The sequence below is a fragment of the Luteibacter sp. 329MFSha genome (assembly GCF_900111665.1).
Taxonomy (GTDB): domain Bacteria; phylum Pseudomonadota; class Gammaproteobacteria; order Xanthomonadales; family Rhodanobacteraceae; genus Luteibacter.
Genome location: NZ_FOJE01000004.1, coordinates 257,494 through 274,254, shown reverse-complemented (window position 1 = coordinate 274,254; position 16,761 = coordinate 257,494). Strand labels below are relative to the sequence as shown.

Genomic DNA, 16,761 nt, shown 5'->3' with positions numbered 1-16,761 from the left:
GCTGAGCACGGGCATCGCGCTTTCACCCGGCCGTCGATGCGCGGGCGAACATGCCGTTCACCGCCTGACTGAAGGCCGCGAGTTCGAACGGCTTGAGGATCATGCTCATGCCGGGGTCGAGGAACGCCGAGCGTGTCGCGGCGCCTTGCGCATACCCCGTCATGAAAAGCACCGGTAGCGACGGCTGCGACTGGCGAACGATGCTGGCGAGCTCGCGGCCGCTGCGCCCCGGGAGGCCGACGTCCGTGATCAGCAGATCGATCGCGGCATCGTCCGCGAGCGCCGCGAGCGCGGCATCGGACGCGTCGGCCGTCCGTACCCGGTAGCCGAGTTCGGTGAGCAGGTCGGCCACGAGCACGCGCACCTGGGGATCGTCCTCGACGAGAAGGATGCGCTGGCCACGGCCGTCGGACACGGCGGCGTCCTGGCGCGTGCTTCGCTCCGCGGCTTCCTTGTCATGGCATGGCGGCAGGTAGAGCGCGACGGTGGTGCCGGCGCCGGGTCGCGAATGGACGCGGATGTGTCCCTGCGATTGCTGGATGAATCCGTAGATCATGGACATGCCGAGGCCGGTGCCCTGGCCGATCGGTTTCGTGGTGAAGAACGGCTCGAACACGCGGGACAGCGTGTCCTCGTCCATCCCGACGCCCGTGTCCGTGACGGAAATCACCACGTGCTCGCCCTCGGGGATGTCCCACCGTGTCGCCACGTCCGCGACCTCCGTACAACCGACCACGCCCGACCGGGCGCCCACCGCGACGCAGAGATCACCACCCTCGGGCATGGCGTCGCGGGCGTTGATCGCGAGATTGAGCAACGCGCTCTCGAGCTGGTTGCGGTCCACCATGGCCTTCGGAACATCGTCGTCGAGGGTGACGGTCAGGCGCACCCGCTCGCCAAGCGTGCGTGCAAGCAGGTCCTCGAGCGAACGCACGAGCCCGGCAACGTCGACCGGCCTCGGGTCCAGCGACTGACGGCGCGAGAACGCGAGCAACCGCTGCGTCAGCGCGGCCGCCCGCTCCGCCGAACCGCTGGCCACGTCGATGAAGCGGCCGAGATCGTCGGTGCGACCTTGGGCGATACGCATCCGCATGACGTCCATGGCCGCGAGGATGCCCGTGAGCATGTTGTTGAAATCGTGCGCGATGCCGCCGGTCAGCTGGCCGACGGCTTCCATCTTCTGCGCCTGGCGCAGCGCGGCCTCGCTGCGTTCACGCGCCGCCATCTCGGCCTCGAGCTCGGCCGTGCGTTCGGCCACGCGAGCCTCCAGCCGCGCCGCCTCGTGTTCGATGGCCTGCAGGGCGACCTTCCTCGCCGTCACGTCGGTGGCGAACACGTGGAAGCCGTCGACGCTGCCGTCGGGGGCGTGCCGAGGCAAGTACCGTATCTCCGCGTCGCGCCGCTGGCCGCTTCGGTGCGGCCAGCTCACCTCGATCCGCACCGGGCGCCCGAGCAAAGCCTGCGCGATGGCGTCCTTTCGCGTGGCCCAGGGCTCGGGTCCGATGACGTCCTCGACCTTTTGCCCGACGATCTCGCTCAGCGGCTTCCCGAGCCAGGATTCGTACGCCGCGTTGGCGAAACGGTAGACGAGACCGCGATCGATGAAGGCGATCAGCACCGGGAGCGAGTCCGCGATCAGCCGGAGCTCGGCTTCGCTCGCGGCAAGCGCCGCCTGGCTCGCCGCCAGGCTGAGCATCTGATCCCGGATGACGAACTGCCTCTGCCGGGCCTTCAGCGCCGCGGCCACCGCGCTGACCAACGAGGCCTCGCCCAGGGGCCGTTCCAGTTCGACGAGGTTGATGACCTCGGGCGGCAACGCGGCGCGGTGCGCCAGCGTGTGTGCACGCGCGGGACGCAGCAGGATGAAGGGAATGTCCGACCATGCCTCCTGACTTCGGAGCACCGCCACGAGGACCGACAGGTCGCCGGATATGGCTTCTTCGGTCAGCACGACGGCGCCGACGCGTTCGTCCAGCGCCGGCGCCATCGCCTCCAGCGACGGATGGACGGTCGCAACGTAGCCGGCCCGGCGGAGCACGTCCGCGATCGTGTCCGCATCGCGGCGATAAGGCGCCGCGATATAGACGGGCTTGCTAGCCGGCACCGCGCTGCTCCAGGAGCGCATCGGCGGCACCGACGAACTGCGGCGTGCCCGTCAGCACGCCGCGGAACTGATCCAGAGGCGCGCTGAGGCGCAGTCCGTGATCGTCGACGCGCAGCTCCCGAATCGTGTCCTCGTGCGCGCCGCTACGGTTCTTGATGACCGAGATGGCCTTGCGGATACGGCCCTGTGCCTCGAAGAAGCGAAACAGGATCACGGTGTCCGCCATGTAGCTGACATTGATGTCACCCACCGACATCGATCCCACCAGTCCGTGCTGCGGGTGGATGAGGATCGTACTGACGCCGTTCTGGTTGAGGAACGAGAGCAGCTCGTGCACCTGCAACATCAGCTGCTTTTCCTGCGGCATCGACGTGAAGTACCCGTTGAGGCTGTCGATCACCAGCATCCGGCATCCATCCTCCACCGCGCGGCGGATCGTCCAGGCGAACTCGCCGGGCGAGATCGCCGCGGGATCCATCTGGCGCAGCGTGAGCAATCCGCTCTCGATGTGCGGCCGAAGATCCAGGCCGAGCGATTCCGCTCTCGTCAGCAGCGTCCCCGTGCGTTCGTCGAACTGGAAGATGGCGCATGCTTCTCCGCGACGGCAGGCCTCCGCGACGTACTGCAACGCGAGATTCGTCTTGCCCGAGCCCGCAGGCCCGGTGAGGAGGGTGCTGGTACCACGCAGGGGGCCGCCGCCGAGGAGCTCGTCGAGTTCGGCGATCCCACTGAGCACCGGCTCGCCGACGAAAGGCGCGTGGTAAGCCGAAGCGATGAGGCGGGGATACACTTCGAGCCCGCCCGTGCGTATGGCAAGATCGTGGTAGCCGGCCATGAAGTCGACGCCGCGGAGCTTCTGGACCTGAAGCCGGCGCCGGGCCGCACCGAAATCGAGCGTCAGGCGTTCGAGCGAAATGACGCCGTGGCAGAGGCTGTGCAGGTGGGCGTCGCGTCCGCCGCCCTCACCCGTCAGGTCGTCCACCAGCATCACCGTGATGTTGCGCGGTGCGAAAAACTGCTTCAGGGCCAGGACCTGGCGCCGGTAGCGAAGCGGATCCTGCGCAAGCAGCCGCAGTTCGGACAGCGAATCGAAGACGATCCGGCTCGGATTGGTACGTTCCACTTCGGCCTGGATCAACCGAACGGTGCCGTCGAGTTCCATCTCCCAGGGATGGAGCACCGACTGCTGGCGACCGTCGCCCAGAACCGCTTCCGCCGACGCGAGCTCGAACAGGTGCAGGCCTTCCAGTGACCAGCCATGCGCCTCGGCGACTTCGGCGAGCTCGTCGGCCGTTTCGGAAAGGGTGACGTAGAGGCAGCTCTCGCCCTTGGCCAGGCCGTCGAGCAGGTAACTCAATGAAAGCGTGGTCTTGCCCGAGCCGGGTTGTCCTTCGAGCAGATAGAGCCGGTTGGCGGGGAGCCCACCGCCGAGAATGGTATCGAGACCGCTGGTACCGGTCGAAACGCGCTTTGGGGGCATGGACGGCTACCGGACTATGAGGCGACAGGGCGAGCCGGTACACGACCGGCGCGGAGCGCTGTGTATCGTGGCCCGGTGTGAGTAAGCGCGACGTGAGCGCCCGCCACCAGGGTCGGGCGCTCGCATCGCGTCGTCAGGCCGCCGCCTTCAGCTCGGCGAGCAGCTCGGCCTTGCGAGCCTCCATGCGGGCGCCCAGGTCCTGCAGCTCCTCCTTGCTCAGGAGCTTCTTCGCATCCTTGAACATGTCGCCCTCTTCTTCCTCGACATGATGTTCGATCAGTTCCTTCAGGACCTTTGCGCGACCGGAGAACTGCTCGGTCGACGGGTCGGTGTTCAGGAGGTCGGGCAGAACGAGGTCTTCCGCGGCGCGGTGCTCCTCGAGGGCCTCGTAGTACATCTTTTCCTCGTCCTTCTTGCCGGCGGCCTTGAACGCCGGATAGAAGATCTCCTCCTCGATGGTCGTATGCGCCTTGAGGTTCACGTGGATCTTCTGCAGCAGCTCCTGACGCTTCTTCACGGCACGGGTCGTGGACTCGGCGAGTTCTTCGAGCAGCTGCTTGACCACCTGGTGGTCCTGCTTCAGCAATGCGATGGCATCCATGGGTTCTCCTGGCGATGGCTGGGAAGGTCTAGCCTCACAGCGACACGGTGACGGTCGCGTAGCGCCCAACCGTTATGCCGACGACGAAAAGTTGACCCGGAAGGGCGATCCCGGTGGCGTGGTCTGGCGTGTCGCGGTCGATCGCTAGTCAATTTCGGCCAGAAGGCCGCCCGAGTGCCGTTTCGTCGACACGTCGCTTTCTTCAATGACGCCATGAAGACACCACAGACAACGGCACAGGCGGTAGCGCACGACGAGACCGATGTCTCGCGGCGCGCGTTTCTCCTCCGGAGTGCCACCGTCGCTGGCGGCCTCGGCCTTGCGGGCGCCGGATGGTCCTGGCTGCTCGCGACGCCTGCGGTCGCCGCCGATGCGCCGGCCGTGGAAACGATCGTCCGCGCGCGCCGGGAGCTCATCATGTTCCACGGCCAGTCCAACGCCGTGGGCACCGGCGGCCGACCGGCGCTGACGCTGCAGCAGATCTATGCCAACGTGACCTTCAATGGCGGCGTACGCCCGGGCACCGACGCCGCGGCGATGACGAGCCTCGCGCCATTGGTCGAGTACGACGGCGGCCACGGTACCGGCGGCGAGGTCGGTACGAACGCCTGCACGGACGGCCTCGTCGAATACACCGCCGCGCTCGATGGCGTTCCCTACGAAGCGCAGTACAGCCGCTACTGCGCATTCACCAGCGCGGAAGGCGGCCGGCCGATCGGTTACTTCGCGACGTTCCTGGACGATACGAACCCCGGCGGCTACCAGGGCTGGCTGAACAGCCGGACGCGTCTGAAGGCGATGCTCGCCCTGATGCGCGAGGAAGGCCGGCGCGACGGCACGAGCATCGGCTGGCTCGCGACGACATGGCAGCAGGGGGAAACGGATTCAACGGGTCTCACCGAAACGCGTGCCAGCTACCGGACGAAGCTCGTGGCGCTGGAGCGCGCGCACTGGCTGAAGCTCTGTCAGGTCGACCTGCCCGAGCAGGCATGGCGCCCGCTTTGGCTCGTCGCACAGGTGTGCAGCCACAACAGCTACGGCACGACGAGCATGGCGTTCTGCAATCCCTTCATCGCGCTCGCGCAGCGCGACGCATGCGCGTCCAGCCCGTACCTCCGCATGGTGAACCCGCAGTACGTCTTCGATTACGTCGACGAATCGTCGCTCGACCAGCCGATGCTCCACCTGACCAACGAAAGCCACCGCTGGCAGGGCCGCTATTTCGCACGCGCCATCCATCAGCTGATCCAGGACCGCACCGCCGGCGTCCCGCTACGCCATCCGGCGCTGGACATGGTCGCGGCCGTCCGGGTCGACGCGCGGACGATCGACATCGTTTTCAACGTCCCCGCGGGCGGCGTGAAGATCGATACGGGCTGGGTCGGCGCGACGCGCAACGCCGGCTTCGACGTGCGCGACGCCAACGACGCGCTCGTGATGACGGACGACGCCGACGACAACCTGATCGACACGGTGGACGTCGTCGCCGTCGACACGATTCGTCTTGGCCTGAAGACCGACTTGCCTGACCATGCGCGCAAGGTCACGCTGGGTTGGGGCGACATCGCGGAGCCCGCCGGGATCGCGGGCCGTATCGGCGGACCGCGCACCAACATTCGTGACGGTGCGGGCGACCTCGACATCTACATCGCCAGCGACGGCAGCACACGGCCGATGCACAACTACGCGCTGGTCGGCGACATCGACCTGGCCTGGATGGCGCGGGCTCAGCCGAACGGCGAATGGCATTTCGATGGCGATGCGCGCAGCGACCTCATCGACCGATCGGGAAGCGGCGCCGCCGCGCTCGTTCCGATCGGCCGGCCGACATTCACGAGTCGTGGCGCGCTCTCGCCCAACAACACCCACGGCTTCCGGACGGACATCGACGAGACGGCGAGCATCACCTACGCCGCCGTGTTCAGCACGCCGGTCGGCGTCGGTCCGGCCAGCAACGCCGGTCGCGCGCTCGGGACGTTCCAGGGTTTCGCGCCGCGGCTCGCGGGCTCGACGCTGCAACACTCCTACGACGCCGCGGTCGACGACTCCGGGCGCACCGGCTTCCGCCTGGCGCTCACGAACGACATGAAGGCCCTGACGACGGCGACGCCGCAACCGGTAGCGACCCGCGCGGAGCCGCGTTTCGCGATCGTCTCCATCGACGCGGCGAGCGGGACGGTGCGGTTCTACTGCCCGGTCGTCGAAGGTGCGCTACGGGAAGAGGCTCACGACGGGCTCGCGACACGGCCGCTCAACGGCAAGGTGCTCGTCAACGCGTGGAAGGACGGCGGCGACGCGGGCGGCATGGGGGCGATCCTCACGCGGTACGTCGCGGTGTGGCAACGGGCATTGAGCGCTGACGAGATGCGCCGGGAATACGAGCACGCGCGTCGCCTGTTCGGCCAAGTCTGACCGGATCGCGTGCCGGCTAGTGCAGGTGTGGATGGGCGCGCAGGTATTCGACAAGCCGGTCGATGAACTGGCGAACCTTGATCGACCCGAACTTGCTCTCCCGATGGAGCACGTGGATCGGCCAGGGGGCTTCCTCGTACTCCGCCAGCACGACGACCAGACGCCCCTCCTCCAGCTCCGCGGCGACCTGGTAGGACAACAGGCGTGCGATGCCGAGGCCGGCGACCGCGGCGGCGATGGCCGCGTCGTTGCTGGTGACGGTGAGTCGCGGATGCATGTGCACCATCGTCGGGTCGTCGGCGGTGCCGAACTTCCAGTCCACACGGGGCGAGACGCCGCTCGCGGCGACGATGGTGTGGCGAAGCAGGTCGGCGGGATGGTCGGGCGTGCCGTGGCGCGCCAGGTACTCCGGCGACGCGCATAGCACGCGACGTGTGCGTCCCACCTGGGTGGCGCGCAGGCCGGAGTCGGGCAGCGGGCCGATGCGGATTGCCACGTCCATGCCCTCGTCCACGATGTTGACGACGCGATCCAGGAAGTACGCGGCGATGTCGACGTCGGGGAAGTCCTTCAGGTAACGAACGATGCACGGCATGACGTACGCCTTGCCGAACAGCACCGGTGCCGTGATGGCGAGATTCCCCCTGGGCGTGGCGTTGACGCCGGCGGCGGCCTCGTTGGCTTCGGCGATGCTGGCCAGGATGTTGCGGCTGTCGTCGAGGTAGCGCCGGCCCGCGTCGGTGAGGCGCACGCTTCGCGTGGTGCGTGCCAGCAGCTTGACGCCGAGGTGCTCTTCCAGCGACGCGATGGCGCGCGTCACGGCGGCGGGCGACAGGTCGAGGCGTCGCGATGCCGCGGCGAAGCTCTCTTCCTCGCCGACGCCCACGAAGACTTTCATGAGGTGGAGCTGATCCATCGTGCGGTTCCGGACGGGCGACGGTCCGATTATTTCGCAAGGCGACGGCAAGAGGTAGCCGGCGGCATCGTTCCGCAGGGCGAAAGAGTCAATTACGCGTCGCCACGTTCCGCCCGCTCGGGACGCTGGCCAGAATGAACCCATTCCAGGCGAAACGACGGCCATGAACGATTCCTTCTTCTTCCATCCCGGTGAACGCTCGGCGCAGGAACGGGCCGGTGAGTCCGCCATCGCGATGCGCAACCGGGCCATCGTGGCCAATTTCGTGGTAGCCGGTGCAAGACCCTTCATCGCGCAGCAGTTCATGGTGGTCGTCGGGAACGTCGATGCATCCGGAAAGGTCTGGGCCTCGGTGCTGTACGGCCAGCCGGGCTTCGCGCAAACCCTCGACGGTCGATCCATCCACCTGACTTTGGCCGCTCAGGCGCGTGACCCGATGGATCCGATCTGGAGCGGTGTCGCTCCGGGCAACGACCTGGCCATGTTGTTCATCGAACTCGGCACGCGTCGCCGGTATCGCGTCAACGGCACCGTGCTTCGCGTCGACGACGAAGGAATCGAGATGGCCGTGCACGAAGCGTTTCCCAACTGCCCGAAATACATTCAGCGACGCGAACTGCGTGGGTTCGCCGATGTCGCAGCGGCCCCGCAGGCGGCTTCGGGCCGTGTGCTCCGTGGCAGCGTCCGCGATGTCGTCGATGCCGCCGACACCCTCTTCATCGCGAGCCAGCATGCCGAACACGGCGCGGACGTGTCGCATCGCGGTGGCGACGCCGGATTCGTGCGCGTCGTGGATGAGGCGACGCTGCGCATACCCGATTTCGTGGGCAACAGCCTCTTCAACACGCTCGGCAACCTCGGCGTCGACCCGCGCGCCGGCCTCGCGATCCCCGACTTCGCCGGCGGCCGGCTGTTGCAACTGACTGGACGGGCGTCCGTGCGGTGGGACGGTCCGGACGCCGCGAACGAAACCGGCGGCACCGGACGGTTCCTCGAGTTCCACGTCGATCGGTGGGTCCTTCGCGACGCGATGCCACGCGCGCAGTGGGAGTACCTCGACGCGTCGCCTTACAACCCGCACAGCTCAGCACCCTGATCGCTCTTCTACGAACCTCGCGCACACGCTCAAAGCACCCGGAGAAACCACCATGAACACCACGAACCTGAAGAAACTTCCCGTCACGTTCCATCGCCACGTCGACATCGACGGCGTCAAGGTCGCCTGGCGAGAAGCCGGCCCCGCCGACGGTCCCGTGATGCTCCTGCTGCATGGCTTCCCGACGTCGTCGCACATGTTCCGCAACCTGATCCCGGCACTCGCGGACCGTTATCACGTGATCGCGCCGGACTACCCGGGCTACGGTGAAAGCGGCACGCCGGATCGACCGACGTTCGATTACACGTTCGAGAACTTCGGCAACCTCGTCCGCAAGCTGCTCGCGCACCTCGAGGTCGAGCGTTATGCGATGTACGTGATGGACTATGGCGCGCCGGTGGGCTGGCAACTGTTCCTGAAGAACCCGGAGAAGCTGACCGCGCTGGTGATCCAGAACGGCAACGCCTACGAGGAAGGACTGAAAGGTTTCTGGGATCCGATCAAGAAGTACTGGGCCGATGGGTCGAACGAGAGTCGCGACGCGATCCGTAACCTCGTGTCGCTCGAGACCACGATCTTCCAGTACACCGACGGCGTCGACGACAAGGAGCGCATCTCGCCCGACAACTGGATCCACGACCAGGCGCTGCTCGACCGGCCGGGAAACGAGGACATCCAGATGGACGTGATGTACGACTACCGGAAGAACGTGCCGCTCTATCCCGAAGTGCAGCGTCTGCTGCGCGAGCATCAGCCGCCGTCGCTGCTGGTGTGGGGGGAGCGCGATGTCATCTTCCCCGCCGATGGTGCGCACCCGTACAAGCGCGACCTGAAGGACCTGGAGTTCCACCTCATCCCGACCGGCCACTTCGTCCTCGAGGACCGCGGTGACGAGGTGATTCCGATGATCAGGGATTTCCTGGATCGCAAGCTCGCTTAGGATGCCGTCCGCAAGGACGTCGAGCCCGGGTGGAATGCCGCCCGGGCCGCGACGAAGACGAGGCTTTCGGCAAGCGGCGGCGCATCGTCGAGCGTGCCGAAACGGCGCATGCCGACCTTCTCGAGCACGCGGATCGATGCGGCGTGGTCCGGCCTGACGAGCGCATAGACGTCGTCGAGCCGGAGCGCGCCGAAGGCGTTTTCCAGGGCCGCACGCGCGACTTCCGTCGCGTATCCCCTCCCCCATGCCTCGACGGCGAAGCGGTAGCCAAGGTTGATGCGGTTGACGCCGCCGTAGTCGTAATGCGACAGGCCGCCGAACCCGATGACGTGCGCAGGCTCGTCGTTGGTCGAGACCGCCCAGGGGCCGAAACCATGATTCCGCCAGCAGGCCAGCCAGGTTTCCAGGACATGATCGGCCGTCGCCTGGTCGGGCAACGGGCCCGCGGGGTTGAACGTGTTGGTTGCCGGATCGCCGTAGATGGCGAACACACATGCCGCGTCGCCGGAGGCCACGGGCCGCAATTGGAGACGCGCGGTTCTGGTCATGCGGAAACGTTACTTCGCGACGAAGTAGATCGCCAGCACCAGCACGGCGACGACGACCAGCACCGCGAGACCGACCGCCGCGAGCCGCCCGAGCACGGACGCGCCCACGTCGCTCGGTGTCTCGTCGGGCTCCGCTTGGTGCGTCACGCGTGGGTCGTGCTTGGCCATGTCACGTCTCGGTGAGTGCGTCAAGGCGACCAGCAAACCATCATGCGAATGCGCGCGGAGTGAACGGCCCGATCCGCGATGTCACCGCTGCGCGGCGCAGCGCCCCGGGGGCGACCAGTTCGTCACGCGCGTGGTCGCCGGCAGGTCGGCGTCGTGGAGGATCAGCGCGAAAGCACGGCGCGGGGTGCTGCCGATCGCCATCAGCAACATGGGCTCTCCGCCGGGCATGACGACGGTGTTTCCGGGACCATGTCCGGTGTGGACACCGCTCTTCATCTCGAGGCAGGTGTCGCCGTCGATGGCGTAGAAGGCTTCCGGCCCCGAATGCTTGTGCACCGGCGCGCTCATGCCCGGCGAGAAATAGGAGTGCACGTACTCGGCGTCGAACGACGCCGCCTTCGTCACGGGCAGCGGCCCCACGGTCGCGACGTGGGTTCCTCCCGGGGCGCGCCACGATTCGCCGGCGATCGTGAAGAGCCACACCTTGCCGAAGTCGCTGACCACGGCGCCATGCCGATCCATCGCGGCGCGGGCGGCCGCCTCGTCAGGGTAATTGTCGATGTGCCAGTAGATCGGCTCGTCGGGAAGCGCGCCGAGTGCCTTGCGCGCCAGCAGGCAGGCGGGACCCGGCGGTTCCGTCGCCACGCCCGCAGGGCAAGGACGCGATGTCACGACCGCACCATCGTCCGCCGCCAGCGACATCGACGACCAGACGCCCGCAGCGACGGCCAGTAACAAGACAGTCAGATACGATCGCATGTCGAATCCCTCCCGAGGCGTTTGCCGCAATCTACGCCGGCCGTCCCTCGGAATCGAGCGGAAGACGGCGCCTCAGATCCGTATCGCTGGAGGTTCCGGCAGAAGCCGCGAGAGAACCTCGTCCGCGGCGCGTATTCCCGTCTCGAGCGCGCCATGGGCGGTGGAGAACGACGCGGGGTGCGTCGCCTCTCCCGCGAAGAACAGCGTGTCCTCGAATGGCGCGGCCAGAACGGCGCGCTCGCCGGCATGAGTCGGCAGCGCGTGGCTGTAGGAGCCGCGTACGTAGGTCTCGCTGCTCCAGGACGAGGCGACCAGGGGGCGCAGGTGACGGCGCGCGTCGCTGCCGAGCAGGCCCTCCAGCATCCCGAGAAGCGCGTCGAATGTCGCGGCTTCGCCCTCGGCCGATACGCGCCATGCGCTCCGGCCGCCGAGGAAGGTTTCGATCACCGGACGGTCGAGCGGGCGCAGGTAGAACACCGGACTGTCCGGGTCGTGGGGATCGGCGATCAGGGCGGTTTCCGTCGGCAGCTCGATGTCGCCATCGATGCGCAGGAACAACTTCTCGTCGCAGCCGAGGGGAAGGCGCGAGGCCGCGTGTCGCCATGGGTCCAGCGCGTCGGGAAGCCGCAGGGTGTCGCCGGTGAGGACGTTGGTCGACATTGTCAGGATCGCGGCGCGGCAGCGCACGGTGCCGGACGGCGTCGACAGCGTGACGCCCGGGGCGCCGAGCGAGATACGCTCGACCGGCGTCGCCGGGCGACACACCACGTCCGGAGGCAGGCTCGCGGCGACCAGGGTGCCGTAGCCACGTGGAACACGCCAGTTGTTCTCGGTCGCCGCGCGCTCGTAGGCGTTGTAGTCGGCCGCGGAGATGCGTTCGAGCGGGGCACCGCTGATGTATCCGCTCATCGCCTGCAGGTAACCGTTCCAGCGTCCGCCGTCGGCGAGCGCGTCGGACGCCTTGTCCGATGCCGGCGGCGAGGCCATGAGCCGATCGTGCCAGGCACGGAACGCCGCATGGGCCTCGGCCTGTTCGCTGGCGGAAAACCGTGGATGCGGCTGGGGTTTGTCCCACGCCGCGGGGCGGTGGTCGATCTCCCAGCCCAGGTCCTCGGCGATGGGCCGCCACGCGTTGCGGTCGGCCGTATGCAGCCAGCCGCAACCCATGTCGAGGGCCATGCCATCGACGTGGCGTGTCCATGCGCGGCCGCCGAGGCGCTGCGACGCCTCGAGCAACCACACCGTCAGACCCTGTCCGGAAAGGCGACGTGCCGCGCCGATGCCGGCGGCACCGCCGCCGACGATCGCCACGTCGACATCGAACGTCTTGCCCGTCACCCGATGATCTCCCGGACGCTACGAGCGCATCGTGGCGCGGGAGTCATCGACGCCGCGTGATCAGCCGCCGGCCTCGCACACGTCGTTCTCGCACGCGAAGTCGATCTGGCTGTTGGCACCGACACGGATCGGGATGTTCTTGCGTGTATCCACCGTCGTACCGTCCTTGTCGAGCGTGACGGTATAGGTCCCCATCGGCAGGTTGCCCAGCCGGTAACGGCCCTTCTTGTCGATCGTGGTATCCCGGTGCAAGCCCGCGCTGCTCACCGCCACGACCTTCGCTCCCGCCGGACCGTGACCGCCGATGGTGCCAGCGGTCGACTGGGCCTGCACCGGCGCGCAGATCGCCGCTCCCACGGCGACGGCGGCGACGAGCGCCACGCGGCGCATGCCGTTCGTCGAAAGTATGTGCTTCATGTGTTCCCCCTATGCATCGTTTGCTGCCCGCACGGCAATCTAAGCGATGAGGACGCCGCGGGAAAGCGGGATCGGCCTCGTCTGGAGCTTTGTTACAAAACGATACGAATGCGGCGGCGGGACGGCCGCGAATGGTGCGTCCAGGGAAGCGATCCTCGGTTCGAAGCGACCGGGTGGCGTCCCCCAGACCGTGTTTCACACAATGAACCAATACTCGGGAGTCCGAAGGGGTAGGATCGGTGGACGCGTGAGGTAGGAATCATGAAGAACATACTGCTGCAGACCACCATCGAACACGACGACAACGACTGGGCGATTGAACGGTTCAGCCTGCTGAAGGCCCATCTCGAGGGTCTCCAGGACGAAACGGGCGAGGCCGCTTTTCGCGTCACGGCCCGGAATCGCGATCCGCTGCCGCAAGACGACAGCGTGCTGTCGCGCCTGCACGAGTCGGATGTCGACCAGCTCTGGCTTTTCGCGGTCGATACCGGGCACGGTCTCACGGCCAACGATTGCGAGGGCATCAGCCGGTTCCGCCGCAGAGGCGGAGCGCTGATGGTCACGCGCGATCACATGGACCTCGGCAGCTCCGTCTGCACGCTCGGTGGGGTCGGCGCGGCGCACCACTTCCACTCGCAAAACCCGGAGCCGGATCCGAGCCGGCATTGCATCGACGATCGCGAAACCACCTATATCTCGTGGCCCAATTACCACTCGGGCGCCAACGGCGACTATCAGGACGTGTTCGTCGAAGGCCCGGCGCACGCGGTACTGGCCGATCCGGAATCCGAGACGGGCGTGATCCGTTTCCTCCCCGCGCATCCTCACGAAGGCGCCGTCAGCGCGCCGCCGGACGACCCGTCCGCTCGCGTGATCCTGCGCGGAAAGAGCCAGACCACCGGCCGCGACTTCAACGTCGCCGTCGCCTTCGAGGCATCGAACGAGGGCGGCCGTGCCATCGCGCAGTCCACCTTCCACCACTTCGCCGACTACAACTGGGACGTGCAGGCGGGTTGCCCATCGTTCGTCTCGGAGGCACCCGGCGACAAGATGCTCGCGTTTCCCGAGGCGCTCCGTTCGACGCACCGCTACGTCCGCAATCTCGCGTTCTGGCTGGGCGAGCATCCCCGGACGACTGGTTCGTCCAGGGAAACATCCCCTTGACCCGGCCGTGCCTACCGCGCCTTCCGCGGGCGGCATAGCATCGAATGCCGGCGGCCGCTCCGCGTCGCCGGTCATCGTTGCGAGGTAGGCATGAACATCGTCGTCCTGGGTGGCAAGGGTGTGGTGGGACACCATGTGGTGGACCGTCTGCGTGGCGAAGGTCACGACGTGACGGTCGCGTCGCGATCGACAGGTGTGGACATCGGCACCGGCGAAGGCCTGGTCGATGCGCTGGCAGGTGCGGACGTGGTCATCGACGCGACCAACGCATCGTCGTACACCACGCAAGAAACGTTCGACTTCTTCCGGAAGGGCATCGACAACATCCTGGAGGCCGAGCGGATCAACGGCGTCGGTCATCACATCGCTATTTCGGTCGTCGGCACCGAACGCATCGACGACAGCATCTACTTTCGCGGAAAGCGCTATCAGGACGAGCGGATCCGCAAGTCGGGCGTTCCTTTCTCGATCGTGCATGCGACGCAGTTCTACGAGTTTCTCGTGGCGATCGTCGTGTCGGCCGAGCGCGAGCAGATCGTCGAGCTCGCGCCCGCGTGGATCGAGCCTGTGGCGGCCGCCGATGTGGCGGCCGTGATCGCGGAACTCGCGTCGAGCGATCCCCTCCTTGGTTCGTTGGAGATCGGCGGACCGGAGCGGGAACGCCTGTCCGACCTGATTCGTCGTTTCGTCACGATCATGGAAGCGCCGTGCGACGTACGTACCATCGAAGACGCTCCGTACTTCGGCGCGCGGGTGAAGGAACGCGTGTTGTTGCCCTGCGACGGCGCGAGGCGAGGCGAACTCGGGTTCCAGGCCTGGCTGTCGCAGTCCGAGTTCGCCCGCGTGGACTGGTAGGTCACCGCGTCGTTCATCGCGATCCCAACGCTCCACCGTCCGCGGTGGCGACCTGGCGGACAGGCGGTTCGTCGGCCGGGTAGTCGACACGGTGATCCCGCAACACCGCGAGCAACGCCGCGTCGCGGTATCCCCCGGCGCGCAGTCGCTCGATCAACGGCGCCGCGTCGTCCTTGCGCTCCAGCGCCAGCAGCGCTTCGGCGCGCAACGCGAGCAGGCGCGGGTCGTCCTTCCCCCTCTTCGCGTTGGCGGTGTCGCGGAAGGCGTCGACGCGCAGCGCATGCGCGGTGCCCGGGTCGGCCGAGGCGTTGGCCTGCACCAGTCGCGCGGAAGCCATGGCCAGCACCGTCGCCCGGTCGTCGGGCTGCTTCGTGCGAAGGGGAGTCAGCAGGCGCAGCGCCGCCTGGGCCTGCTGTCGCGCCACGGCGGCATCGCCGAGCGCGCGCGACTGCGCGGCACGCTCGACAAGCGTCTCCGCGTACTCACGCTGCCAGGCGGCGTTGGATGGATCCTGTCGCGTCAGCCGGAGGAAGATCGATTCGGCTTTCGTGGTCAGACGGATCGCCGCGAGCAGGTCGCCGGAAAGACGGCGGAGCCGCGCCAGTTGGGTCCCATACAAGGCGATCTGCTCCTGCAGGTCGGCGTTGCTGGGGTCGAGCGCGGCCAGTTCCGTCGCTTCGTCCACGGCGTGCTGCAGGCGCTCCATTCCGGATGCGACGTCGCCCGCGAGCGCCTGCGTGCGACCGAGGATCGCCTGGACACTGATCAGGTTGCCGCGGCGGTCGATGTTCTTCGGGTCGGCAAGCGATAGCCGGGTCTGCAGGCGCTCGTCGAGCGAGTACTTGGCGACGGCGTCCCCGAGGTCGCCACGCATCAACGCGAGCTTGCCGAGGTTGTTGTACGCGATGCCGAGCGATTCGGCCCACTCGCCGTTCGCCGGCTGCAGGTCGACGAGGCGCCGCATCAGCACGAGCATGCGCCGGTACTGCTTATCGGCATCGTCGAGCTGGCCACGCATTTCCATGACGTGTCCGATGTGGTTGTCCACCAGGGCCAGCTGGAACGTGAGTGCGGGATCGTCGGGCGTCTGCTCGAGCGCGCGTCGCAGGATCGCCTGCGCGGCGGCGTAACTCGTCTGCGCGTCGTCGAGGCGGCCCTGCCGCCAGTGGACGATGCCGATGAACCCATGCACTTCCGCGAACGCGGCCTGGCTTGCCGCATCCTGCGGCCTGTTGCCCGCGAGTCGCGCAGCCAGGGGCAGCGCGGCCTGGTACGAGGCGAGCGCGTCGCCAGGCTGGCCCTGGTCGAGCCGCACGCTGCCGATCTTTTCCAGCGCGCTCACGCGCTGGGCGAGCGAGCGCGCGCTCAGCTCGTCGGCAGGCTGCGCCTGGAAATAGCGGATCGCCCGATCGTCGACGGCGGCCATGACGTCGAGGCGCGCGACCTGTGCGAGCTTGTCGTTGAGGTCGCCCAGCATGAACGCGACGAGATCCTCGGCCTCTTTCTGCCGACGCTCGGCAGCGTGCCGCGCGAGCCACGCCTGCACCGCGAGCGCGCTCGTGATCGCCATGACGCCGGCGGCGACGACGGCGAGTGCGACGGCACGACGCGTCCGGCGCTGTACGTCCCGGCGCCCCAGCTCGTCGCTCACGCGAAAGGTAGGCCAAAGCTTTCGCGGTACCGATCCGAACGCAGTGGGACGGCCGATCATCCTCCTCGGCACCGCGTAACTCTCCAGCGCGCGGTGCGGCCAACGCGCCCAGCCGTCGTCCTGATGGCTGTAGCTGACGAAGACGCGGTACCGGAATGCCGGAACCGGGGCGGCCTGGATCGTCACGCGCGTCATTCCCATGGGCTGGCGCTCCCTGCACCGATGTCGGCATCCACACGGGGTGGAAGCCGGACGTGGGCGACCGGCCCTGACGGTCGCGGGCAACCACCCTAGCACCAATAAAGGGGGACG

Annotated in this window: 15 protein-coding genes; 5 read left to right on the top strand and 10 right to left on the bottom strand. The window is 67.5% G+C overall.

The genetic code is table 11. The features are described 5' to 3' along the window. Positions 1-22 precede the first annotated feature (22 nt). The 3 genes from BMW54_RS16755 to BMW54_RS16745 form a co-directional block, all read right to left on the bottom strand. The gene (locus BMW54_RS16755; protein ID WP_090058335.1) at positions 23-2,125 is read right to left on the bottom strand and encodes a hybrid sensor histidine kinase/response regulator; all 2,103 of its coding nucleotides are present in this window, start codon (positions 2,123-2,125) and stop codon (positions 23-25) included. Beyond that, a complete protein-coding gene (locus BMW54_RS16750; protein WP_090058333.1) occupies positions 2,094-3,584 on the bottom strand; it encodes an ATPase domain-containing protein in 1,491 nt (496 codons plus the stop codon). Before BMW54_RS16750 ends, BMW54_RS16755 begins: the two co-directional genes overlap by 32 nt. A 133-nt stretch (positions 3,585-3,717) precedes the next feature. Then, positions 3,718-4,185 carry a hemerythrin domain-containing protein gene (locus BMW54_RS16745; protein ID WP_090058331.1) on the bottom strand — a complete coding sequence of 156 codons (468 nt, stop codon included), beginning with the start codon at positions 4,183-4,185 and terminating at the stop codon, positions 3,718-3,720. Between the two features lie 213 nt (positions 4,186-4,398). Between BMW54_RS16745 and BMW54_RS16740 the strand changes: the two genes are divergently transcribed. Then, positions 4,399-6,597, top strand: a complete 2,199-nt coding sequence (locus tag BMW54_RS16740; protein ID WP_090058329.1) for a hypothetical protein — start codon at positions 4,399-4,401, stop codon at positions 6,595-6,597. Positions 6,598-6,613: 16 nt separating this feature from the next. Here BMW54_RS16740 and BMW54_RS16735 read toward each other — a convergent pair whose 3' ends face one another. Next, the gene (locus tag BMW54_RS16735) at positions 6,614-7,513 is read right to left on the bottom strand and encodes a LysR family transcriptional regulator (RefSeq protein ID WP_090058326.1); all 900 of its coding nucleotides are present in this window, start codon (positions 7,511-7,513) and stop codon (positions 6,614-6,616) included. 163 nt (positions 7,514-7,676) lie between these two features. On the opposite strand from BMW54_RS16735, the gene BMW54_RS16730 reads away from it, so the two are divergent. Together BMW54_RS16730 and BMW54_RS16725 are read left to right on the top strand one after the other, a co-directional pair. Then, positions 7,677-8,609 (top strand): PNPOx family protein, encoded by a 933-nt coding sequence (locus BMW54_RS16730; protein ID WP_090058324.1) that lies wholly within the window; start codon positions 7,677-7,679, stop codon positions 8,607-8,609. Between the two features lie 52 nt (positions 8,610-8,661). Continuing rightward, positions 8,662-9,549 carry an alpha/beta fold hydrolase gene (locus BMW54_RS16725; RefSeq protein ID WP_090058322.1) on the top strand — a complete coding sequence of 296 codons (888 nt, stop codon included), beginning with the start codon at positions 8,662-8,664 and terminating at the stop codon, positions 9,547-9,549. Here BMW54_RS16725 and BMW54_RS16720 read toward each other — a convergent pair. From BMW54_RS16720 to BMW54_RS16705, 5 genes are all read right to left on the bottom strand, one after another. Beyond that, the gene (locus BMW54_RS16720) at positions 9,546-10,097 is read right to left on the bottom strand and encodes a GNAT family N-acetyltransferase (RefSeq protein WP_090058320.1); all 552 of its coding nucleotides are present in this window, start codon (positions 10,095-10,097) and stop codon (positions 9,546-9,548) included. The two genes, BMW54_RS16725 and BMW54_RS16720, sit on opposite strands and share 4 nt — an antisense overlap. Before the next feature lie 9 nt (positions 10,098-10,106). Then, on the bottom strand, positions 10,107-10,265 hold the full coding sequence (locus BMW54_RS18855; protein ID WP_175472906.1) for a hypothetical protein: 159 nt from the start codon (positions 10,263-10,265) through the stop codon (positions 10,107-10,109). An 81-nt stretch (positions 10,266-10,346) separates the two neighbouring features. Continuing rightward, positions 10,347-11,024: a cupin domain-containing protein gene (locus BMW54_RS16715; protein WP_090058317.1), complete on the bottom strand. Its 678-nt coding sequence runs from the start codon at positions 11,022-11,024 to the stop codon at positions 10,347-10,349. Positions 11,025-11,096: 72 nt separating this feature from the next. Further along, positions 11,097-12,362 carry a flavin monoamine oxidase family protein gene (locus BMW54_RS16710; protein WP_090058315.1) on the bottom strand — a complete coding sequence of 422 codons (1,266 nt, stop codon included), beginning with the start codon at positions 12,360-12,362 and terminating at the stop codon, positions 11,097-11,099. A 60-nt stretch (positions 12,363-12,422) separates the two neighbouring features. After that, on the bottom strand, positions 12,423-12,779 hold the full coding sequence (locus BMW54_RS16705; protein ID WP_090058313.1) for a carboxypeptidase-like regulatory domain-containing protein: 357 nt from the start codon (positions 12,777-12,779) through the stop codon (positions 12,423-12,425). A gap of 261 nt (positions 12,780-13,040) precedes the next feature. On the opposite strand from BMW54_RS16705, the gene BMW54_RS16700 reads away from it, so the two are divergent. Then, positions 13,041-13,943 carry a hypothetical protein gene (locus BMW54_RS16700; RefSeq protein ID WP_090058311.1) on the top strand — a complete coding sequence of 301 codons (903 nt, stop codon included), beginning with the start codon at positions 13,041-13,043 and terminating at the stop codon, positions 13,941-13,943. Between the two features lie 90 nt (positions 13,944-14,033). Then, a complete protein-coding gene (locus BMW54_RS16695; RefSeq protein ID WP_090058309.1) occupies positions 14,034-14,798 on the top strand; it encodes an SDR family oxidoreductase in 765 nt (254 codons plus the stop codon). Positions 14,799-14,811: 13 nt separating this feature from the next. Here the strand turns inward: BMW54_RS16695 and BMW54_RS16690 are convergent, their stop codons facing one another. Beyond that, the gene (locus BMW54_RS16690; RefSeq protein ID WP_254779420.1) at positions 14,812-16,650 is read right to left on the bottom strand and encodes a tetratricopeptide repeat protein; all 1,839 of its coding nucleotides are present in this window, start codon (positions 16,648-16,650) and stop codon (positions 14,812-14,814) included. Between the last annotated feature and the right edge of the window lie 111 nt (positions 16,651-16,761).